Raw genomic sequence first — 17,415 nt, 5'->3', positions numbered from 1 at the left:
GCGTTAACAATTATCTTATAAATAGGTCTAATTGAAAAATCCATCAATAATTGATGGATTTTTCAATTTTTAATACTATATTCTTATATAATTAAACATAATGATAACGATATCGTACTAAAATATGTTAAAATAAATACAACAACAAGCAAGGATTGTATAACAAAAGGATAATATTTACATAATGGAGGTGATCTACTAAGGGTACTTTCGAGAAACGTTAACTCTAGACTCGTTAACGTAGAAAAATGGTAAAACGTTTTTCTATCGAAAATTCACATTAACTAAATCACTAACATGAAAATCAAAACAAAAGGATTTCTAATGCTATTCTTTGCATTAGTTGTACAGTTAGCCCTTGCTCAAACGCAAACACTTACCGGTACAGTAGTAGACGACACTGGCTTACCATTACCAGGCGCTTCTGTTGTAATTAAAGGAACCAGCACCGGTACCTCAACAGACTTTGACGGAAACTTTAGCATTGATGCTGCTACCGGAGACGTTCTGGTTGTAAGCTTTATGGGTTTTGTAGATCAGGAAGTAGCCGTAACTCAAGAAACCAATTATAACATAAGCTTAAAATCTGGCGAAAGTCTAGACGAGGTTGTCGTTACTGCGCTGGGCATTAAGCGGGAAAAGAAAAGTCTTGGTTTTGCGCAACAATCTGTTAAAGGTGAATCTGTTGTACAAGCAAAAGACACAGACATTAACAGTGCATTAGCGGGTAAAATAGCTGGTGTACAACTCATAGGATCTCCCAGTTCTAGTTTTGACAATGCATTAATACGCTTAAGAGGTGAAACCGGGGTTCTATATGTGGTAGATGGTGTTAAGATCTACTCTTCTTCAGATATAAATATGGAAGACGTAGCAGATATTTCTGTATTAAAAGGTGTTGCAGGTACTGCATTGTATGGTACAGAAGCACGAAATGGCGCAGTAATCATTACCACTAAAACAGCTAAAAATGGTGAAGCGCGTATAACGATTGACGAAGCTCTCTCTATGTCTACTTTATATTTGCTTCCGGAATATCAAAACGAATATGGAGGTGGATATGATCAAAACTTTCTAACCTACGAAGGTCAGCTGCACCCTAATTTTTCTGCAGATGAATCCTGGGGGCCTCGATTAGACGGAACACTGGTAAGACATTGGGATAGCTTTATTCCCAATTCAGATACTTTTGGAGAATTAAGACCATGGTCTGCTAACCCAGATAACATCAGAGACTTTTACGAAACTGCAACGACAAACAACTTAACGTTTTCTTTATTAAAAGGTGGAGACGATTATAATATCAAAACCACTATCAATAACATCAAGACATCTCTTATTGTTCCTAATACTAACAGAGAGCAGACTACTGTATCTTTTAAAGGTTCTTATACTGTTTCTGAAAAATTGAAGTTCAATGGTAATTTCAACTATCAGTATCGATTGACTGAAAATTTCCCGGGCCAAGGTTACGGTGGCTTAGGTTCTAACTTCAACCAGTGGTGGCAGCGTCAACTAGACATGAATCGTTTGAAAAATTACAGACAAAATGGTCAGATCTATTCCTGGAATATGAAATCTGCATCAGACCCCTCCCCACTTTACTGGAATTCTCCTTATTTTGAAGCCACTGAAAACACTAATGAACAACTTAAAAATGCTGTTTATGGAAGTATTGGATTAGAGTATGAATATAATGATCATTTAAGCGGGTTAGTAGATATCAGACGTACCTTTAATAGCTTTGAGTATAGTAGCAAAACAGCCTGGTATGGTCTTACTCAACCGGGTTATTCTGAACAAACTATCACTAACGAATTTAATGAGCTATATACTCAATTAAATTACGATAATAAATTTGGAGCATTTGATGTAGTTGCTAATGTTGGAGCACAATGGAATCAAAGAAATTATTCATACATAAATGCTGCTACAACAGGAGGTCTTCAAATACCAGACTATTACAGCATCAGAACTTCAGTAGGTAACATCAACTACGACAGAGATCATGTACGTTTTAAGAACTACTCTATGTTTGCAACAGCATCTGTAGGTTATGACAATTTTATCTATTTAGATGGGTCATACAGAAAAGAGTGGAGCTCTACAGCTGATTTAGATGACAACAGCGTAGATGTTTATGGACTTTCTGCAAGTTTGATTTTCTCAAAATTTATTGAGAACAATGATATCTTAAGCTTTGGTAAACTACGAGCCGGTATCGCTCAAGCACCTTCATTTCCTGACAACTATACCTTGAACAATACGTATTCAATTCAAAACTCTTATCAAGATAAGTTGAGTATCTCTACTCCAAATACACTTGCTAACCTTCAGCTAAAAGGAGGGATTAGAGAGGAAAAAGAATTGGGTACAGAGCTTAAGTTTTTCGGGAATAAACTTGGCTTAGACTTCACATATTTCAACAGAACAGATAGTGAACTTCCATCTTCATTAACTATTAACGGAGCTACAGGATACACTGCAACTACCGGGAATGAGTCTATTAATGAAACAAACGGTTGGGAACTGGGTCTCGCTGCGACCCCATTTTCTAACGATGATTTTAGATGGGATGTAACTTTTAACATTGCCAGATACCGCAAAAAAGTTATCAAAATAAATGACCTGACCGATCAAACTACACTTGCAGGTGTGTGGAATGCCTCTTTACGCGCTGACGAAGGAGATGATTGGGGAAATATTTACGGTACAAAATGGCAAAGAGATGATAATGGCAACATTCTTCTTGATGAATCTGGTACACCACAATACACCAATACCATAGAGAAAGTTGCTAACATCCAGCCCGACTTTACAGGCGGACTTAACAATATGCTTACTTATAAAAACTTCAATTTAAACTTCTCAATGGACTTTCAAAAGGGAGGTAATTTTTATTCTGTAACCAAAATGTTTAACGCTAGTTCTGGTAACGGTGCTCAAACCGTGGGAACAAATGATCTGGGTAACCCCATACGAGATTTAGTAATTGATAATGCAGGAAACGAAGTTACTTCTGCTAATGTAAACAATGTACAACCTTCTTCTGGTGGTATTCGCGTAGATGGTGCTGACATGACCACAGGTCAAGAAGTTTCTTATTATGTAAAACCCCGTACGTACTTTAACAATCTTTATGGGGTTGCTGAAGAATGGGTTTACGATGCTTCTTATATCAAGTTGAGACAAGTCTCTTTAGGTTACACATTTCCTAAACCCTTAATGGAGAAACTTCCATTTGATAGTATGAAATTAAGTGTTTATGCTAACAACCTATGGTTAATCTACTCTAAGGTAAATGGCATCGATCCTTCTGAAATTGAAGATTACTTCTCAAGTGGAAATGCAAGATGGGTAGAGGCCGGCCAAAGTCCTAGTCAACGAACTCTAGGTGTAGATCTTAAATTAAGTTTCTAAAAAATTAGAATTATGAAAAATAACATACTCAAAATAACGTTTTTAGCACTAATATTGCTCGAAATCACTTCTTGTGAAACGGTTGATTTTGGAGACACGAATGTTGATCCTGATGCAACAACTCAAGTAATTAGCAGCGGACTTCTAACTTACGCAGAATCTCAACTGGGAAATGCAGTTACTTCAGACATAGGAAATTTTTATGTACAATATGTTTCTGCAATTACCTACACAGAAGCTTCTAGATATGGTACGCGAAACTTTGACATAGATTATCTGTATTATAATCCCTTGATTAATCTTGAAAAGATCATTGAAGTAAATTCTAGTGAAGAAACAGCTTTAAGTCAATCTGCTTATGGTTTTAATGACAATCAGATTGCAGTTGCAAAACTATTGAAAGCATATTTTTTTCAGTTTGCCACAGACAGGTGGGGAATGTTACCGTATTCTGAAGCTTTACAAGGTTTAGAAAATACAACCCCTGTTTTTGATTCTCAAGAGGAAATCTATTTATCTCTTTTTGATGAGATTGATGATGCTTTGACTTTAATAAATGAGAGTGAAGCAGGTCCTACAGGGGATCTGATTTTTGATGGAGATATGGCTCGTTGGAGACAATTTGCGAACACCTTAAAGCTTACAATGGCTCTGCGATTATCTAATGTTTATCCAGAAGCAAACGGTGTTGCTGCTACTCAATTTAAGGAAGCGATGAGTGGCTCGATCACTTCTGTAGAAGAAAATCTTCTCTATCCATTTATTGCTGATCAATCGTATGACAATCCTTGGGAAGACCGTTTTGAAACCCGTGAAGATTATGCAGTTAGCAAACCATTAGTAGATCGGTTACTTGCAGATAACGATAATCGTATTGAAGCTTATGCAGCATACAGCAGATCTTCTGTAACTGCAGGAAATCCTCAATATATAGGCATGCCTTACGGATTAACGACTTCTAGTTATGCTGCAAGCGATGTTTCGTTTATTACAAGTGATATTATCTACAATCAGAGTGCACCTGGTGTAATTTATAATTATGCTCAGGTTTTATTTTCTTATGCAGAAGCCGTTCAATTAGGCTGGATTAGTGGGAGTGCAAGTGATTATTATGAGCAAGCAATTATTGCTTCTTTCAATCAATGGGGAGCAACAGGTGGTGCAGAATATGCTGCAACAGTTGCATTAAGCACTAATCCTACAACAGCAATGCGACAAATCGCTGAAGAAAAATGGAAAGCGCTATTCTTACAAGGCTATGAAGCCTGGGCAGAATACAGAAGATTAGGATACCCAGAACTTACCCCTCCTGTAGAACCTCTTAATGGTGATGACGTCCCTGTGCGTCAAGGATACGATCTTGACTGGTCTCAGTCTAATACAGCTAATTACGAAGCAGCTGTTAGTGCTCAAGGTGCTGACAACCTAAACACAAATTTATGGTGGGATGCTCCGCACCCAATAACTAAAAAATAGTCAAAAAGTAGTTTTGTTTTGGTCAAGGGAATGTTCTTTAAAACGGCATTCCCTTTCTTTTTACAAATGAGTTAGAGCACATAAAAGTTTTGATTAATTACCACAAAAAAACCCGCTGATTGCTCAGCGGGTTTTATAATTTTTAAATTCTTTGTTCCTTAAAGGGACGTTTACTCATTGCTCACCACACGCTCACCCTCAATTTTCCAAGTATTTACGCTTGTGATTTGAGAATTGTTGTAATCTACTTCTCTTAAAGTGTCATCATTCCAGAAAAACCATTTACCGGTCTTTTCTCCATTTTCATAATTAGCAGCTGCAGTTTTCACTCCATCTTTATCATAACTAATCCACTCACCCTGAAGTTTTCCATCTTCTGTGTAGTAACCCTTTTGACTAATTTGCCCATTATCGTGAAACAAAGTTGCTTTAATAAGATTGCCCTCTTTAACATAAACGTTCTTTTTTTCCTGAGCTGTAGCAAAGCTAACAACTCCTATCAGGGCTGCGGCAACTAGTAACTTTTTCATAATAATAGTATTTGGGTTAAACTTAACTTTACAAATATATAAAAATCTTAATCATAATGTTACATTTTGGTAACATTAAATTTACATTAAACACATAAATAGCTGTTTTTTAACTCATTAAAACATTTGCTAAGATTGATTTCACTTAACAAATGAAGAGGTAAAAAGCACCATGAGGCCTTTATATGGAGATTTTGGGCACACTTATAACCTTCGCATAACATTCAGCATTAAAATAAACATCAAATTTGCAGCTTTAAAAGACCTATCTTTTTATGGATAATATATACCTGATTATGCTTATCGCTCTGGCTATTTTAGCCATTGCAGATTTAGTTGTTGGAGTAAGTAACGATGCCGTAAACTTTTTAAACTCTGCTATAGGTTCTAAAGCTGTAAGTTTTAAAACCATTATGATTGTTGCCAGTGTAGGGATTGCTTTTGGAGCCCTTTCTTCTAGCGGAATGATGGAGGTAGCCCGTAAAGGTATATTTGTACCTGAAAAGTTTTATTTTGACGAGATCATGATCATTTTCATGGCCGTTATGCTTACCGATATTTTGCTCCTTGATTTTTTCAATACACTAGGATTGCCCACCTCAACAACGGTTTCAATCGTATTTGAACTTCTGGGTGCAGCTTTTTGTATGACTTTCATCAAATTATCTGGTAATTCTGATACCTTCATGCATCTAGGAGAATACATCAATTCAGATAAAGCGATTGAAATTATCACCGGTATTCTGCTCTCGGTTGTCATCGCCTTTACAGTTGGGGCACTCGTTCAATTTTTTACCAGACTTTTATTGACGTTCAATTTCGACAAACGTCCTACCTGGAATTCTGCTATTTTTAGTGGTATTTCAACTGCTGCAATCACTTATTTTATAATCATTAAAGGATTGAAAAGCGCGGATTTTGTTCAAGGTGCATTTTTAGATTGGGCTAATGCAAACGTATTGGCTTTTATAGCCATCAGCTTTGTAGTTTGGTTTCTTATTTCTTACCTGTTGATCAAAGCGTTTAAATTGAATGTTTATGTGATGATCATTGTGCTCGGAACCTTTGCACTGGCAATGGCTTTTGCTGGTAATGATCTGGTAAACTTCATCGGTGTACCGATGGCCGCTTACAACTCGTATGAGATTTGGCAAGCCAGTGGCGAAGCAGCCAGCAGTTTTACAATGGAATCCCTGGCAGAAAAAGTACCCACACAACCGCTATTATTACTATCTGCCGGAATTGTAATGATATTAACCTTATTCTTCTCAAAAAAAGCGCGTCGTGTTGTTAAGACATCTGTAGATCTTTCTCGACAAGATGAAGGGCAAGAGCGTTTTAAAGCCAATGCTTTGTCAAGAGCTTTAGTAAGAGGTGCTATGAACCTAAACAAAGGGTTTACCGCAGTACTGCCACAAGGAGCCAAAAACTATATTGAACATAAATTCACTAAACCAAAAATTACAACTCGTGTTGCCGCTATAGATATGCCGGCGTTTGATCTTGTTCGTGCCGCGGTAAATCTTATGATCGCGAGTGTACTTATATCAGCTGCAACCTCTTTAAAATTACCATTATCTACCACCTATGTCACCTTTATGGTAGCGATGGGTACATCTCTTGCAGATAGAGCTTGGGGTAGCGAAAGTGCGGTATATAGGGTTGCTGGGGTTCTTAATGTAATAGGCGGTTGGTTTATGACTGCCATTAGTGCCTTTACAGCCGCTGCAGTTATGGCCTTTATACTTTATAAAGGTGGAAGCATAGCACTCTTTTTATTATTTGCTGCTGCGATTGCCATTTTAGTACGCAATTATATGAATCACAAAAAACGTTCTGAAGCGGAAGCTGAAGAAGGTCGTTTAATGCGTGCTGTAAGTAATTCTATACAAGGAATTATTAATGAGAGCACAACCAATATCGCTTCTGCTTTTAAACGCGGAAGTAAAGTTTATGTAGGTACTATAGAAGGCCTGGCTAAAGTAGATCTAGGTAAACTGAAGAAAAGTAAAAAAGGTATTGCAAAACTTAATGCCGAAGTAGAAGAACTGCGTAACAGTTTGTATTACTTCATTAAAAATCTAGATGAGACTCACGTACAAGCTAGCCGTTTTTACATTGATGTACTCGGCTATTTACAAGACGTTACACAATCTATAGATTTTGTAACCATATCGAGCTACAACCACCTCAACAATAATCACAAGGGCTTAAAGTTTACGCAACTTAAGGATCTTAAAGAGATTGAAGAAAAGTTAGACAAACTTTTCTCTAGAATTGAAGACACGTTTAAGGCTAAGAATTTTGACGATTTATTATCTATTCTAGAAGAAAAGCAAAACCTGCTTGACAGTGTATCTCAGAAAATAGAAAAACAAGTAGAGCGTACGCGCACTGCAGACTCTAGTCCTAAAAACACGATGCTTTACTTTAGCATTCTTCAAGAAACTGAAGACCTTATAAAAGCAACGATGAATCTTTTAGAACATTATTATATAGAGCATAAAAAGCATATGTAATCTCAAAAAAAAGCAAAGGGCTGAATTAAAATTCAGCCCTTTGCTTTTTATACCTTCCAGAAGGTTTATTTAAAGTTCAAAATTGTTTAAAGCATCAGCATCTTTCTGATACGGGTAAGCCCTCCAGAAAAACCCCTTCCCTTTAAACTTCCAGGCGACTTGTTTGTCATTTGTTACTTCCCAAAAACCGTAATCACCTTCTGTAATTAATGTGTTTCCATTAGGCAACCTAAAAGCTCCTGATACTTTTGGTGCAAACAAATTGATATCGGTAAAGCTCCATAACTGCTCCAGTTCGTTATCGGTTTCCGCTAATAAATTATAATTTTCCGGTAACTGCAGTTCATATACTACTGATTGATCATTATTGTTACTCAAACCACCATTTACATAGATCAATGCTCTGTTTGTATCTGGAATACTATTTATACCGTGGTTGTGGTAAAAACTGCGCGTACCCTGAGTATTCTCATAAACTTCAGGGTTGCCAAATCTATAAATCAAATCTCCTCCCAAACCATGAGAACCGCCTTCACTGGTTGTTGCTTCTCCTGTGGTAGTACTGTGATCTAAAACCCAAACTTCACTATAAAAATTTACGCTCATCAAAATAAGATCATTTTCAGCATCATATTCTAATCCATTAGCATGCATAATATCGCCGTTATGAGCTTCTTGTAGGGCATCGCGGTAATTGAGATTGATTCGGTTAGGATTTTCAGAGACAAGTCCATAGTTAGGTAATGAATCATCATTATCCTGCACGAGGTGATCCCAAGCACTCCATTGCCAGACAATCTCATTGGTCTCTGGATTGATCTCCACTAATTTTTCAGCAAAAATACGTTCATCCAGATCGTAAGCATAGCCATAGTTTTGAGTAGCATCTTCTATAGTTTTACCTTCCCAAACCAAAACCAGAATATTTCCGTTAGGCAATAACTCCACATCGTGGTGCGAGATTTCAGTATCTGAAGAGATAGTATAATCCCATGAGATAGCATTATCGGGATTAATCAATTGTATTTTTCCGGCATATCCACCAAAGCCTATCTGCTTATTTTCATCAATGAGGCTGACCAGCAACTGCCCATTAGCTAAGAGCTCTGCATCGTTACCTATACCACTCTCAAGCTCCCACTCGTGAAGTATTTCAGCATTATTTTTATTCATTAAATAGACCCGGTTAAAACCCGCATCATTCACTAAAACATAGCTGTCTTCAATAAGTTCTTGATTATAAAGTTCGATTTCACCTGCAAGTTCGTAGGTTTCTTCAGACGTTCCGGGGTTTTCTTCTTCGACATCAGGATTCTCTTCCTGCTCACTTTCTTCGATACCCGTTAGGGTTTCGTCAGAACAACTTATCAGTACTGAAAAGAAGAGAAGAATACATAATAGATTTAATTTCATGGCGCTTGTTTAATACCTTGATGAATATAGTAAATAACTTTTTTTCAGGGGGTAAAACTCAAGCTAATCAGCATATTAAAAAGTAAGGCCTGGTAACTTTACCGGCTACCTTCCCATTCTGCATAAAACTGATCTAAAAATTCTTGCATATAAAGATGTCGCTTCTCAGCGACCTCTAGAGCAGTTTTAGTGTGCATCTTATCCTTTAGCAACAGTAATTTCTCGTAGAAGTGGTTGATGGTGGGCGCATCAGATTTTTTATATTCTTCTACAGTCATATCCAGTTTAGGTTCAATATTGGGGTCGTAAAGTTTACGGTTCTTAAAGCCCCCGTAATTGAATGTACGAGCAATACCTATTGCTCCAATCGCATCAAGACGATCAGCATCCTGTACAATTTGCAATTCAATTGAATTATAATCAGACTTTTTATTTCCACCACGATAAGACACATTTTCTACAATCTTAACCACAGCCTCTATTCGAGCAAAAGATACATTTTGCTCTTTTAAAAACTCGCGAGCCATTCTGGGTCCTACGGTCTCATCACCCTTATTAAATTTAGAATCTGCTATATCATGCAAAAGCGCTCCCAGAGCAACACTAACTACATCTGCATCTTCACCTTTAGCAATATGGAGTGCATTTTTGTAGACTCTAAGCGTATGAAACCAGTCGTGACCCCCTTCTGCATCAGATAAGGTATTTTTTACAAAATCACTTGTTTTCTCTATAATCCTAATATCTTCTGAATGAAGTTTTAAAGATGCTGTCATGTTTTCAAAGAATTAGATCTTAATTTATGTGTGCGCACCTCCGGAAAATCTGCGAGTACACTATCCTGAACCTGCTTAACCAGTTCCTCAGGGTTTTTACCCGCAACTTTAATAGGCTCGTGAACCGTGTGACTTACATGCACACCTATATCCTGCGGGAAACCACCCCAACGCATTAATTTCCAGGAATTGTGGATAGTCACAGGGACGATAATTGCATCTGGCATAAACTTAAATAACGTGATCAATCCTCCGGTTGCAAAATCTTTAGGAACTCCGTCTTTACTTCGTGTTCCTTCCGGGAAAATCACTACCGAGCGATTTGTCTTATTTAAGGTTTTAATCAAATCCCGAATCGCCATTATGGACTGTCTTTTGTCTTTTCGGTCTATTAAAGCAGAACCGCCTTTTCTCAGATTATAAGAGATGCTGGGAATACCTTTTCCTAATTCTATTTTACTAATAAACTTAGGATGCAACCTGCGCATATGCCAGATTATAGAAGGGATATCCCACTGCCCCTGGTGGTTTGCCACAATAATAATGGGCTGATCCCTCTCTATCGTGTAGGGATTATTAAATGTAAAGCGTGTGCCCAAAAGATTTAGACACCGCATAATGGTAAAATTTAAATAATCTACACTCTTTTTATGTGCCTGATAGCCAAACCAATTGTAACACACCCATTGCACCGGATGAAACACAACTATGGTTAAACCAAAAGCCAGGTAAAAAATAACGCTTAGCGGATAAGCAAAAAACTTTCTCATTAGTACAAAACTTACTCCACAAAGAAAAGACAATGCCTTGAGCTTGCAAATTTAATCTATATGTTAATTTCTGCTGCTATCTATTTATTTGGGGGAAAATCCCCTTATTCCACAGGGTTTACGACGCTACATTTGTGCTGAATGACAAACCATGAGAAAAGGACTTAAAATCAGGCTATTTATACTGTTGTTAGGATTAAACACCTTAGCATTTAGTGTAAATTATTATGGTTTTACACCAAAAATACAAGCGATAGCAGAAAACGAGTCTTTTGAAATATACTTATTTACAGATTTAGAAACAGGTTTAAATCCCTCGTTGCAACAAGTTGGGGAATTCGTGCAAAATCCAGATGGTTTCTGGCCTTTCGAAGCATTTTATATAAATACTTCTACAGGTACAGATGAATATACCGGAAGATTTAGAGGGTTTTTTACCGGTTTTGAACGTTCTGAATTTATATTCTACAATCTTTTGATATTAGCGCTTATACTCTTCTTTAAATTCTGGTAATCAAGATTTTTTCTTTTTCCGTTTTTTACTCCAGTACACATAGAGGCAAAAAATAACCAGGCTTATCACAGAACCCCATAACAAACCGCTTTTCATCCCTGAAGTACTTTGACCCATAATAGCTATAAAGAGCGTTAGTGGCGCAATACCCGCCAAAGTTGCGGCGAGAAATTTAAAATAATTCATTTTTAAAATTCCGCCTACAAAACTGATAGCATCATTAGATAAAAATGGGTTGAGCCTCGTGATGGCAATAGCCCAAAACCCATAATCCTCTATAAAATCTTCCAGTTTCGTTTCGGTGCTAGAGCCTATAAGGTTATTTATTAAGCCCGAGCCCAGTTTTTTTCCCAGAATATAACCAACGCTTGATGCGCTGCTTACGGCAACCAGTACTAATAAACTACCCCAAACAGGACCATAGGCCAAAATACAAACCACCATAAGTGCTACCGAAGGAATCACAATTAGAAACATCTGTGCGATCATTGCCAAGATCAAAACCACCGGACCAGCCCAACCAAATGAAGATACCCAATTCTCAATCTTTTGCTCATCACCACTACTGAGAACAGACCAGGCTTCGTTCATAAAGTCTTTCATCTCAGGAATTAAGAAATAACCCAGTACAACAGCTACCAGAATTACTATTGAAACTATTTTAGGAAGATGTTTTACCAGGTTTTTTTGCATAAAAAGTATTAAGATTCGTAAATAAAAAGTTCTTCAATTGTACAGTTAAAAACAGCTGCTAATCTAAATGCAGTTGGCAAACTGGGATCAAATTTACCTTTTTCAATCGCATTTATTGTTTGCCTGGAGACTTCTATACGTTCCGCCAGATCTCCCTGCGTTAATTTAATTGCATTGCGCAACTCTTTGATGTTATTTTTCATGAGTACTTACGCGCATTAAAAAAGACACATAAAATATAGGTCAGTCCCATAAATAAGACCAGAAAACTAATTTCTGCATCCTGAGCGATTAGATCTGTGGTGTCTAATTGAGCGTACGCGATACCCACAACAACACTAAGTCCTAAAGTCAACCCCATAGACTCTAATTGTATTTTGCGTTGCAGCTCATCTCCCTCGTTCACAAAATTTCGGTTTGCCATCACCATCCCTACTCCAACTGCAAGGCTCAAGATAATAGTCAAAACTGTAATGATTTGGGATTCCCATAAAAACTGAGATCCAAATGTTACTAATGCTGTGGTTAATATCCAAGCGACAGACCATTTTGCCACGCGATTTCTAGATTCAATTAATTTTGATTTCATACTGTTTGATTTTTGATTAATGTAAAGTTCACTTGACAAATATATAACTATTTTAGAATGTAAAGCAAACTTTACAATATAATTTTTTCAATCGTAAGATTCAACATACAATTAGCATAAAAAGAGTAACTTACCTTTGAATAACTTCCTGTAAGCTGAAAATCAACTCGTGTCAGGCATCAGAACTTGAAAGCTTGTCCCTTGAATTAACCATCAAAATCAAGTATTCTGAAAATTCTAATTGCACCAGATTCTTTTAAAGAAAGCCTTACAGCAACACAAGTTTGTGAAGCCATTGCTGCAGGAATTCGGTCAGTAAATCCATACTCAGCTATTGATCTTCTTCCGTTTTCTGACGGTGGTGAAGGTGCTTTTGAGTTGTTTGATGCTCTAAAATTAGGAGCGAAAATCGAATGTGATACGTTTGACCCCTTACGGCGCTCTTTAAAAGCTTCTTATTACGGATTTAAAGATGGTAAGACCGCGTGGGTTGAACTTTCACAAGCCTCAGGACTTGCTTTGCTTAAAGATTCTGAAAAAAATCCGTTGCTTACTTCAACCTATGGCACCGGTTTGCAAATCAATCATGCGCTTGATAACGGTTTTACAACTATCATCTTAGGTATTGGCGGTAGTGCAACCCATGATCTGGGTACTGGTATTTTTGAAGCTTTAGGTGGAAAATTATTAGATCCCACTAAAAACAGCTTACACGCTAAAGGTGAGCATCTCGCACGGTGTACTGAACTCGATTTTAAAAATTTAAACACAAACCTCAGAAACGCAACCAGTATTGTTGCGTGTGATGTTACCAATACGCTATTGGGTAAAACAGGAGCAGCTTACACCTATGCCCCGCAAAAAGGTGCATCTCCAGCAGTTGTAGCACAACTTGAAGAAGGCGCCACACACTTTGCAAAATTGGTTCAGCAGAAAAGAAATAAAGACCTCACACAAATTAAAGGCGGTGGCGCTGCAGGAGGCACTGCAGCAGGAATGTTTGGGTTATTTGATAGTGCTCTCAAACCGGGCTTTGATCTGTTAAGCGACCTGACTGCTCTTGAAGAAAGGGTTAGAGAAGCAGACCTTTTGATCACAGGAGAAGGCAAAACAGATAACCAAAGTCAGTATGGGAAAGTGCCTTTCAAATTAGCCGAACTGGCTAAAAAATATCATAAACCGCTACTGCTTTTTGCCGGGAGTGTTTCGGCTACGCCGGAAATTTTAACGCGTGCCGGAATCACTGCTGCATACGCTATTAAAACCGAAACGATGACGCTAGACTATGCCAAAACCCATGCCTATTCATTGCTGAAAGATGCTGTACTAAAAAATCTCAAAAACCACATTTAACCTATGGGTATTGATTTACTTTTTATTGCAGTCGTAGTTATCTGGATAATTGTTGGCACGAGTTACCTGCGCTGGCATCCTTTTTTTGTATTGCTTATAGGTGCCCTGGGGCTCGCCTTTTTATTGCAAATACCCGTTGCACAAATCCCTGAGACCCTAAGTACAGGTTTTGGGAATATGTTTAAAAACATAGGTCTTTTGATTCTTTTTGGTGCGTGGATAGGTGTTGCTCTTGAAGCAACAAATGCGACAACCGCAATCGCAAAAGGAATTATCAAAAAGTTAACCCTGCTCCCGCTTCCGTTTGTCATCAGTGCTTTGGGCTATCTGGTTTCTATTCCGGTTTTTTGTGATGCTGCTTTTGTTATTTTGGCTCCGCTAACAAAAAAACTTTCAGCAAACAATACAGCCAGGCGTAATGCACTCACGGTTGCACTTTCTACCGGCTTGTTTTCTGCTCATGTTTTGGTGCCGCCAACTCCGGGTCCGCTGGCTGCTGCCGGAAATCTTCAGTTAGCGAACTTATCCCTGCTCTTACTTGCAGGTGGAATTTTTGGTATTGTACTTATGCTCATCGGCGCATTTTATGCCTATTATTTTTTCAGAAAGAGCAATCTGAACGACACCTTTGACAGCAATAATTTGATTGAACACTTTGATCAGGAACAAAACCTGCCTTCTTTTTCAGAAGCTATCTGGCCTTTGGCCTTACCCATTCTACTGATGGCAACCGCTTCTATAATCCCCTTATTTCTAACTGAAGATCAATTCTTCACAGACTTTATTTTATTTGTGGGGGATCCTGTTATTGCCCTATTATTAGGAATGCTCGCAGCATTTTACAGTTGCAAAAAGCGTAAAAAAGATATGAGCACAATCCTTAAAAAAGGAATTCAGCAGGCGGCCCCCATTCTTTTAATAACTGCCATGGGCGGTGCTCTGGGCGCTGTAATTCAGTCTGCAAATCTCACTGAAGGATTGCGTCTGGATTCTTTTACTAACAGTCTGGGACTTAGCATTCCATTTTTACTCGCTGCTTTGCTAAAATCTGCTCAGGGTTCTTCTACCGTAGCTATCATTACTATTAGTTCTATTATGCTTCCCTTATTGCCCGCTCTTGGACTAGATACTGAGATGGGAAAAGTATGGGTAATTCTTGCCATTGGTGCCGGCTCCTTAACGGTGTCCCACGCCAATGACTCGTATTTCTGGATTGTAAGTCAAATGGGAGAAATGAGCGTAAAAGAGGCTTATAGAAAACACACTGCGGGAACTTTATTACAAGGCGTAATTGGTTTTTGTGTATTGCTTGCTGCTTATAGTGTATCCCATGCGCTGTAGGGTTAATCCCTTAGTTTTTCAGCTATACTGTCGTAGTATTCCCGGGTAAGTACTTCAGTCCAGGTTGTGGGTTCGCCCCCGCCATAGATTGGGAGATAGGTTACATCATTTTTTTAGAAGATGTATGCCAATGCTCAACATTTGGTTCACAGCGTACCACATCCCCTTCTTTGATACGTACCGGATCTTTACCCCGTTCCTGATAGCAGCCCTCGCCATCCACTACAATAAGCACCTGTGGCGTAACGTGCTTGTGCCAGTCAAGTGTAGCATTGGCCTTAAAAGTAGCTTTTGTGATGTTATAATCCAGCGTGTCATCGGCTTCCAGCACGTGACTCAGCCAGGCTTCTCCCAGATAATGCGTATTGGGTGCTTTAACCCCTTCATCCTTATAGGATTTGATGGTATAGGTGGTTCCCTGTGCAGTTAGCCAAACAGGAAGGTTAAGCAAGAGAAATATAAGTTTTCTCATAGGGAATGTTTTAGGGGATAGAAATTAATGAATTGTTCAAGAATAGGAAAGTGGATGAATCTTTAAAACAGTAATAGTTACTGAAATACAAGGTATCATGCTTGATTCAGGATTCTAAACTGTTTATCAGAAAGTAAAACGAGTTTCATTTAAATAACAAACCCTGCCTCTTAGCTGAGGCAGGGTTTGTTTATTTTTAATACATTATTCAATATTTATCTCCATTTATATTAATAAGTTTCAAAATTTGAAAGGAAAGTTCTAACATCCCGAGTATCATTAATCTTAGCAGGAGTATGAGAGAACTTAATAAATTCATACCAATCCGTTTCTGCATTAAAATTATCTTCACACAAAATTGGCACACCAGCATCTAAAGGGTAAAAATATTCCTTATCTATAAGCCTATTAACTATAATTAGAGTAGCTTCTTCAATCCTTACATTCTCCTTATTAGTAAAAATGATTTGTCCAAATGTTTTATAATTTCCTGGATCGCGGTATAAATATTCAAACATTAAATTATTTTTTAAAGCACTCATTATTATGATAGATTAAAAAGTTTTCATCTGGAAGAAACTTTGAAGGTAATATTATTTCTTTACCATCATATTTTAAGAAATAGTTTTTTAAAATGTCATCAGTAATATCTGTAATTATACTACTTGAAATTTTTATTTTGTAATCAGGCGTGATAGTCATTAATCCACTTTCAAATGCTTTATCGTGGAGAGCATTGATTGCTATTCCATTTCGAGGATTAAGTCTATTTTTCCTATCGACACTCCAAGGCTTTATATGGCCAGCAATTAAAAGCTCTGGCTTTTTGATTCCTGTTACACAACAAGTATTATTATAGGATGCAAGAATTGAACTACGAAAAAAAGATTGATTCACTCTGGTTTTCACTAAACTTTCTCTGGTTATACCCTCTACAATTAGACTTTCTTCGCTTAATTTGAACGTATTCTCAACTGATTTATTTTCTATTTCAGCACGAAGTTTTTCACTTTCAAATGATAATTCTTCCCAATTTTCATAAAATTCATTCCAAACTTTTCTATCAAGTTTACTTGTATTTGACGCACCCTGTATTCCTCTAGCTTTTAAACTTGGGTCAAGACTGGCAAAATTAACCAATTTATAAGCTACAGAACTGGGAGTCCTTTGTATTAAGACGGAAAGGAGTATTACTTCCGGATTGGTTTTATGCATCCTACCAAAAGGCAACTTACAGTATAAGTTTATTACTAGAATTAGTTCCGAACGTGTCCAAAGCCTTTGTCCTTTCTTCATATTACTACTACAACACCTTTATTATGCTATCTATATCCCTTTCCCCATAAAGCCTTTGCCAGTTTTACCTCCATTTTGGTATTCCGACTCTTTATGGCTTTCATATTTTTACTTCTCTGAGCCTTTGTCAATACATCCATCAGGATAATTTAGCAAATCGATTTTTAAGATCAAAGTCTGGATACTAAATAAATCTCGTATTAACTGAAAACCTTTAAAAACAAAAAAGCCTCAAGTATAGTTAAGGCTTCAT

General features: G+C 37.5%; 17 protein-coding genes. 6 read left to right on the top strand and 11 right to left on the bottom strand.

Going from position 1 to position 17,415, the window contains the following annotated elements; translation table 11 throughout:
* Positions 1-297 precede the first annotated feature (297 nt).
* Together DSM02_RS18185 and DSM02_RS18180 are read left to right on the top strand one after the other, a co-directional pair.
* Positions 298-3,420 carry a SusC/RagA family TonB-linked outer membrane protein gene (locus DSM02_RS18185; RefSeq protein WP_128766917.1) on the top strand — a complete coding sequence of 1,041 codons (3,123 nt, stop codon included), beginning with the start codon at positions 298-300 and terminating at the stop codon, positions 3,418-3,420.
* Between the two features lie 12 nt (positions 3,421-3,432).
* Entirely contained in the window at positions 3,433-4,896 is a 1,464-nt protein-coding gene (locus DSM02_RS18180; protein WP_128766916.1) for a SusD/RagB family nutrient-binding outer membrane lipoprotein, read from the top strand.
* A gap of 170 nt (positions 4,897-5,066) precedes the next feature.
* Here DSM02_RS18180 and DSM02_RS18175 read toward each other — a convergent pair whose 3' ends face one another.
* Positions 5,067-5,426: a toxin-antitoxin system YwqK family antitoxin gene (locus DSM02_RS18175; protein WP_128766915.1), complete on the bottom strand. Its 360-nt coding sequence runs from the start codon at positions 5,424-5,426 to the stop codon at positions 5,067-5,069.
* A 275-nt stretch (positions 5,427-5,701) separates the two neighbouring features.
* Here DSM02_RS18175 and DSM02_RS18170 point away from each other — a divergent pair, with 275 nt between their 5' ends.
* The gene (locus DSM02_RS18170; RefSeq protein WP_128766914.1) at positions 5,702-7,945 is read left to right on the top strand and encodes an inorganic phosphate transporter; all 2,244 of its coding nucleotides are present in this window, start codon (positions 5,702-5,704) and stop codon (positions 7,943-7,945) included.
* Positions 7,946-8,014: 69 nt separating this feature from the next.
* Here the strand turns inward: DSM02_RS18170 and DSM02_RS18165 are convergent, their stop codons facing one another.
* The 3 genes from DSM02_RS18165 to DSM02_RS18155 form a co-directional block, all read right to left on the bottom strand.
* Positions 8,015-9,358 (bottom strand): aryl-sulfate sulfotransferase, encoded by a 1,344-nt coding sequence (locus DSM02_RS18165; protein WP_128766913.1) that lies wholly within the window; start codon positions 9,356-9,358, stop codon positions 8,015-8,017.
* Positions 9,359-9,456: 98 nt separating this feature from the next.
* The gene (locus DSM02_RS18160; RefSeq protein ID WP_128766912.1) at positions 9,457-10,134 is read right to left on the bottom strand and encodes an HD domain-containing protein; all 678 of its coding nucleotides are present in this window, start codon (positions 10,132-10,134) and stop codon (positions 9,457-9,459) included.
* Positions 10,131-10,904, bottom strand: coding sequence for a lysophospholipid acyltransferase family protein (locus DSM02_RS18155; protein ID WP_128766911.1), 774 nt, complete (start codon positions 10,902-10,904; stop codon positions 10,131-10,133). The genes DSM02_RS18160 and DSM02_RS18155 overlap by 4 nt, the downstream gene beginning before the upstream one ends.
* A 151-nt stretch (positions 10,905-11,055) precedes the next feature.
* Between DSM02_RS18155 and DSM02_RS18150 the strand changes: the two genes are divergently transcribed.
* Positions 11,056-11,418, top strand: a complete 363-nt coding sequence (locus DSM02_RS18150; RefSeq protein WP_128766910.1) for a hypothetical protein — start codon at positions 11,056-11,058, stop codon at positions 11,416-11,418.
* On the opposite strand, the gene DSM02_RS18145 is transcribed toward DSM02_RS18150, so the two are convergent.
* From DSM02_RS18145 to DSM02_RS18135, 3 genes are read right to left on the bottom strand one after another with little or no spacing between them, the layout of a single operon-like run.
* Entirely contained in the window at positions 11,419-12,111 is a 693-nt protein-coding gene (locus tag DSM02_RS18145) for a TVP38/TMEM64 family protein (RefSeq protein WP_128766909.1), read from the bottom strand.
* Between the two features lie 8 nt (positions 12,112-12,119).
* Positions 12,120-12,314 carry a helix-turn-helix transcriptional regulator gene (locus tag DSM02_RS18140; RefSeq protein WP_128761768.1) on the bottom strand — a complete coding sequence of 65 codons (195 nt, stop codon included), beginning with the start codon at positions 12,312-12,314 and terminating at the stop codon, positions 12,120-12,122.
* Positions 12,311-12,700 carry a hypothetical protein gene (locus DSM02_RS18135; protein WP_128766908.1) on the bottom strand — a complete coding sequence of 130 codons (390 nt, stop codon included), beginning with the start codon at positions 12,698-12,700 and terminating at the stop codon, positions 12,311-12,313. Before DSM02_RS18135 ends, DSM02_RS18140 begins: the two co-directional genes overlap by 4 nt.
* A gap of 225 nt (positions 12,701-12,925) precedes the next feature.
* Between DSM02_RS18135 and DSM02_RS18130 the strand changes: the two genes are divergently transcribed.
* Positions 12,926-14,053, top strand: coding sequence for a glycerate kinase family protein (locus DSM02_RS18130; protein ID WP_128766907.1), 1,128 nt, complete (start codon positions 12,926-12,928; stop codon positions 14,051-14,053).
* A gap of 3 nt (positions 14,054-14,056) precedes the next feature.
* Complete coding sequence (locus DSM02_RS18125) at positions 14,057-15,394, top strand: GntP family permease (protein WP_128766906.1); 1,338 nt, start codon at positions 14,057-14,059, stop codon at positions 15,392-15,394.
* 100 nt (positions 15,395-15,494) lie between these two features.
* Here DSM02_RS18125 and DSM02_RS18120 read toward each other — a convergent pair whose 3' ends face one another.
* The 4 genes from DSM02_RS18120 to DSM02_RS18105 all read right to left on the bottom strand — a co-directional run bounded on the left by DSM02_RS18120 (position 15,495) and on the right by DSM02_RS18105 (position 17,302).
* Positions 15,495-15,866 (bottom strand): cupin domain-containing protein, encoded by a 372-nt coding sequence (locus tag DSM02_RS18120; RefSeq protein ID WP_317128260.1) that lies wholly within the window; start codon positions 15,864-15,866, stop codon positions 15,495-15,497.
* A 230-nt stretch (positions 15,867-16,096) separates the two neighbouring features.
* On the bottom strand, positions 16,097-16,408 hold the full coding sequence (locus DSM02_RS18115; RefSeq protein WP_128766905.1) for a hypothetical protein: 312 nt from the start codon (positions 16,406-16,408) through the stop codon (positions 16,097-16,099).
* On the bottom strand, positions 16,389-17,162 hold the full coding sequence (locus tag DSM02_RS18110; protein ID WP_128766904.1) for an HNH endonuclease: 774 nt from the start codon (positions 17,160-17,162) through the stop codon (positions 16,389-16,391). Before DSM02_RS18110 ends, DSM02_RS18115 begins: the two co-directional genes overlap by 20 nt.
* A gap of 26 nt (positions 17,163-17,188) precedes the next feature.
* The gene (locus DSM02_RS18105) at positions 17,189-17,302 is read right to left on the bottom strand and encodes a PDDEXK family nuclease (RefSeq protein ID WP_128766903.1); all 114 of its coding nucleotides are present in this window, start codon (positions 17,300-17,302) and stop codon (positions 17,189-17,191) included.
* Positions 17,303-17,415: the final 113 nt, after the last annotated feature.

This window comes from Leeuwenhoekiella polynyae, from assembly GCF_004104075.1.
Lineage (GTDB): Bacteria > Bacteroidota > Bacteroidia > Flavobacteriales > Flavobacteriaceae > Leeuwenhoekiella > Leeuwenhoekiella polynyae.
This window is presented reverse-complemented; position numbering and strand designations above follow the sequence as displayed.

Excerpts from the sequence above, each read along its gene's own strand:
- DSM02_RS18185 (WP_128766917.1), top strand. The coding sequence starts at position 298 with ATGAAAATCAAAACAAAAGGATTTCTAATGCTATTCTTTGCATTAGTT.
- DSM02_RS18180 (WP_128766916.1), top strand. The coding sequence starts at position 3,433 with ATGAAAAATAACATACTCAAAATAACGTTTTTAGCACTAATATTGCTC.
- DSM02_RS18175 (WP_128766915.1), bottom strand. The coding sequence starts at position 5,426 with ATGAAAAAGTTACTAGTTGCCGCAGCCCTGATAGGAGTTGTTAGCTTT.
- DSM02_RS18170 (WP_128766914.1), top strand. The coding sequence starts at position 5,702 with ATGGATAATATATACCTGATTATGCTTATCGCTCTGGCTATTTTAGCC.
- DSM02_RS18165 (WP_128766913.1), bottom strand. The coding sequence starts at position 9,358 with ATGAAATTAAATCTATTATGTATTCTTCTCTTCTTTTCAGTACTGATA.
- DSM02_RS18160 (WP_128766912.1), bottom strand. The coding sequence starts at position 10,134 with ATGACAGCATCTTTAAAACTTCATTCAGAAGATATTAGGATTATAGAG.
- DSM02_RS18155 (WP_128766911.1), bottom strand. The coding sequence starts at position 10,904 with ATGAGAAAGTTTTTTGCTTATCCGCTAAGCGTTATTTTTTACCTGGCT.
- DSM02_RS18150 (WP_128766910.1), top strand. The coding sequence starts at position 11,056 with ATGAGAAAAGGACTTAAAATCAGGCTATTTATACTGTTGTTAGGATTA.
- DSM02_RS18145 (WP_128766909.1), bottom strand. The coding sequence starts at position 12,111 with ATGCAAAAAAACCTGGTAAAACATCTTCCTAAAATAGTTTCAATAGTA.
- DSM02_RS18140 (WP_128761768.1), bottom strand. The coding sequence starts at position 12,314 with ATGAAAAATAACATCAAAGAGTTGCGCAATGCAATTAAATTAACGCAG.
- DSM02_RS18135 (WP_128766908.1), bottom strand. The coding sequence starts at position 12,700 with ATGAAATCAAAATTAATTGAATCTAGAAATCGCGTGGCAAAATGGTCT.
- DSM02_RS18125 (WP_128766906.1), top strand. The coding sequence starts at position 14,057 with ATGGGTATTGATTTACTTTTTATTGCAGTCGTAGTTATCTGGATAATT.
- DSM02_RS18120 (WP_317128260.1), bottom strand. The coding sequence starts at position 15,866 with ATGAGAAAACTTATATTTCTCTTGCTTAACCTTCCTGTTTGGCTAACT.
- DSM02_RS18115 (WP_128766905.1), bottom strand. The coding sequence starts at position 16,408 with ATGAGTGCTTTAAAAAATAATTTAATGTTTGAATATTTATACCGCGAT.
- DSM02_RS18110 (WP_128766904.1), bottom strand. The coding sequence starts at position 17,162 with ATGAAGAAAGGACAAAGGCTTTGGACACGTTCGGAACTAATTCTAGTA.
- DSM02_RS18105 (WP_128766903.1), bottom strand. The coding sequence starts at position 17,302 with ATGGATGTATTGACAAAGGCTCAGAGAAGTAAAAATATGAAAGCCATA.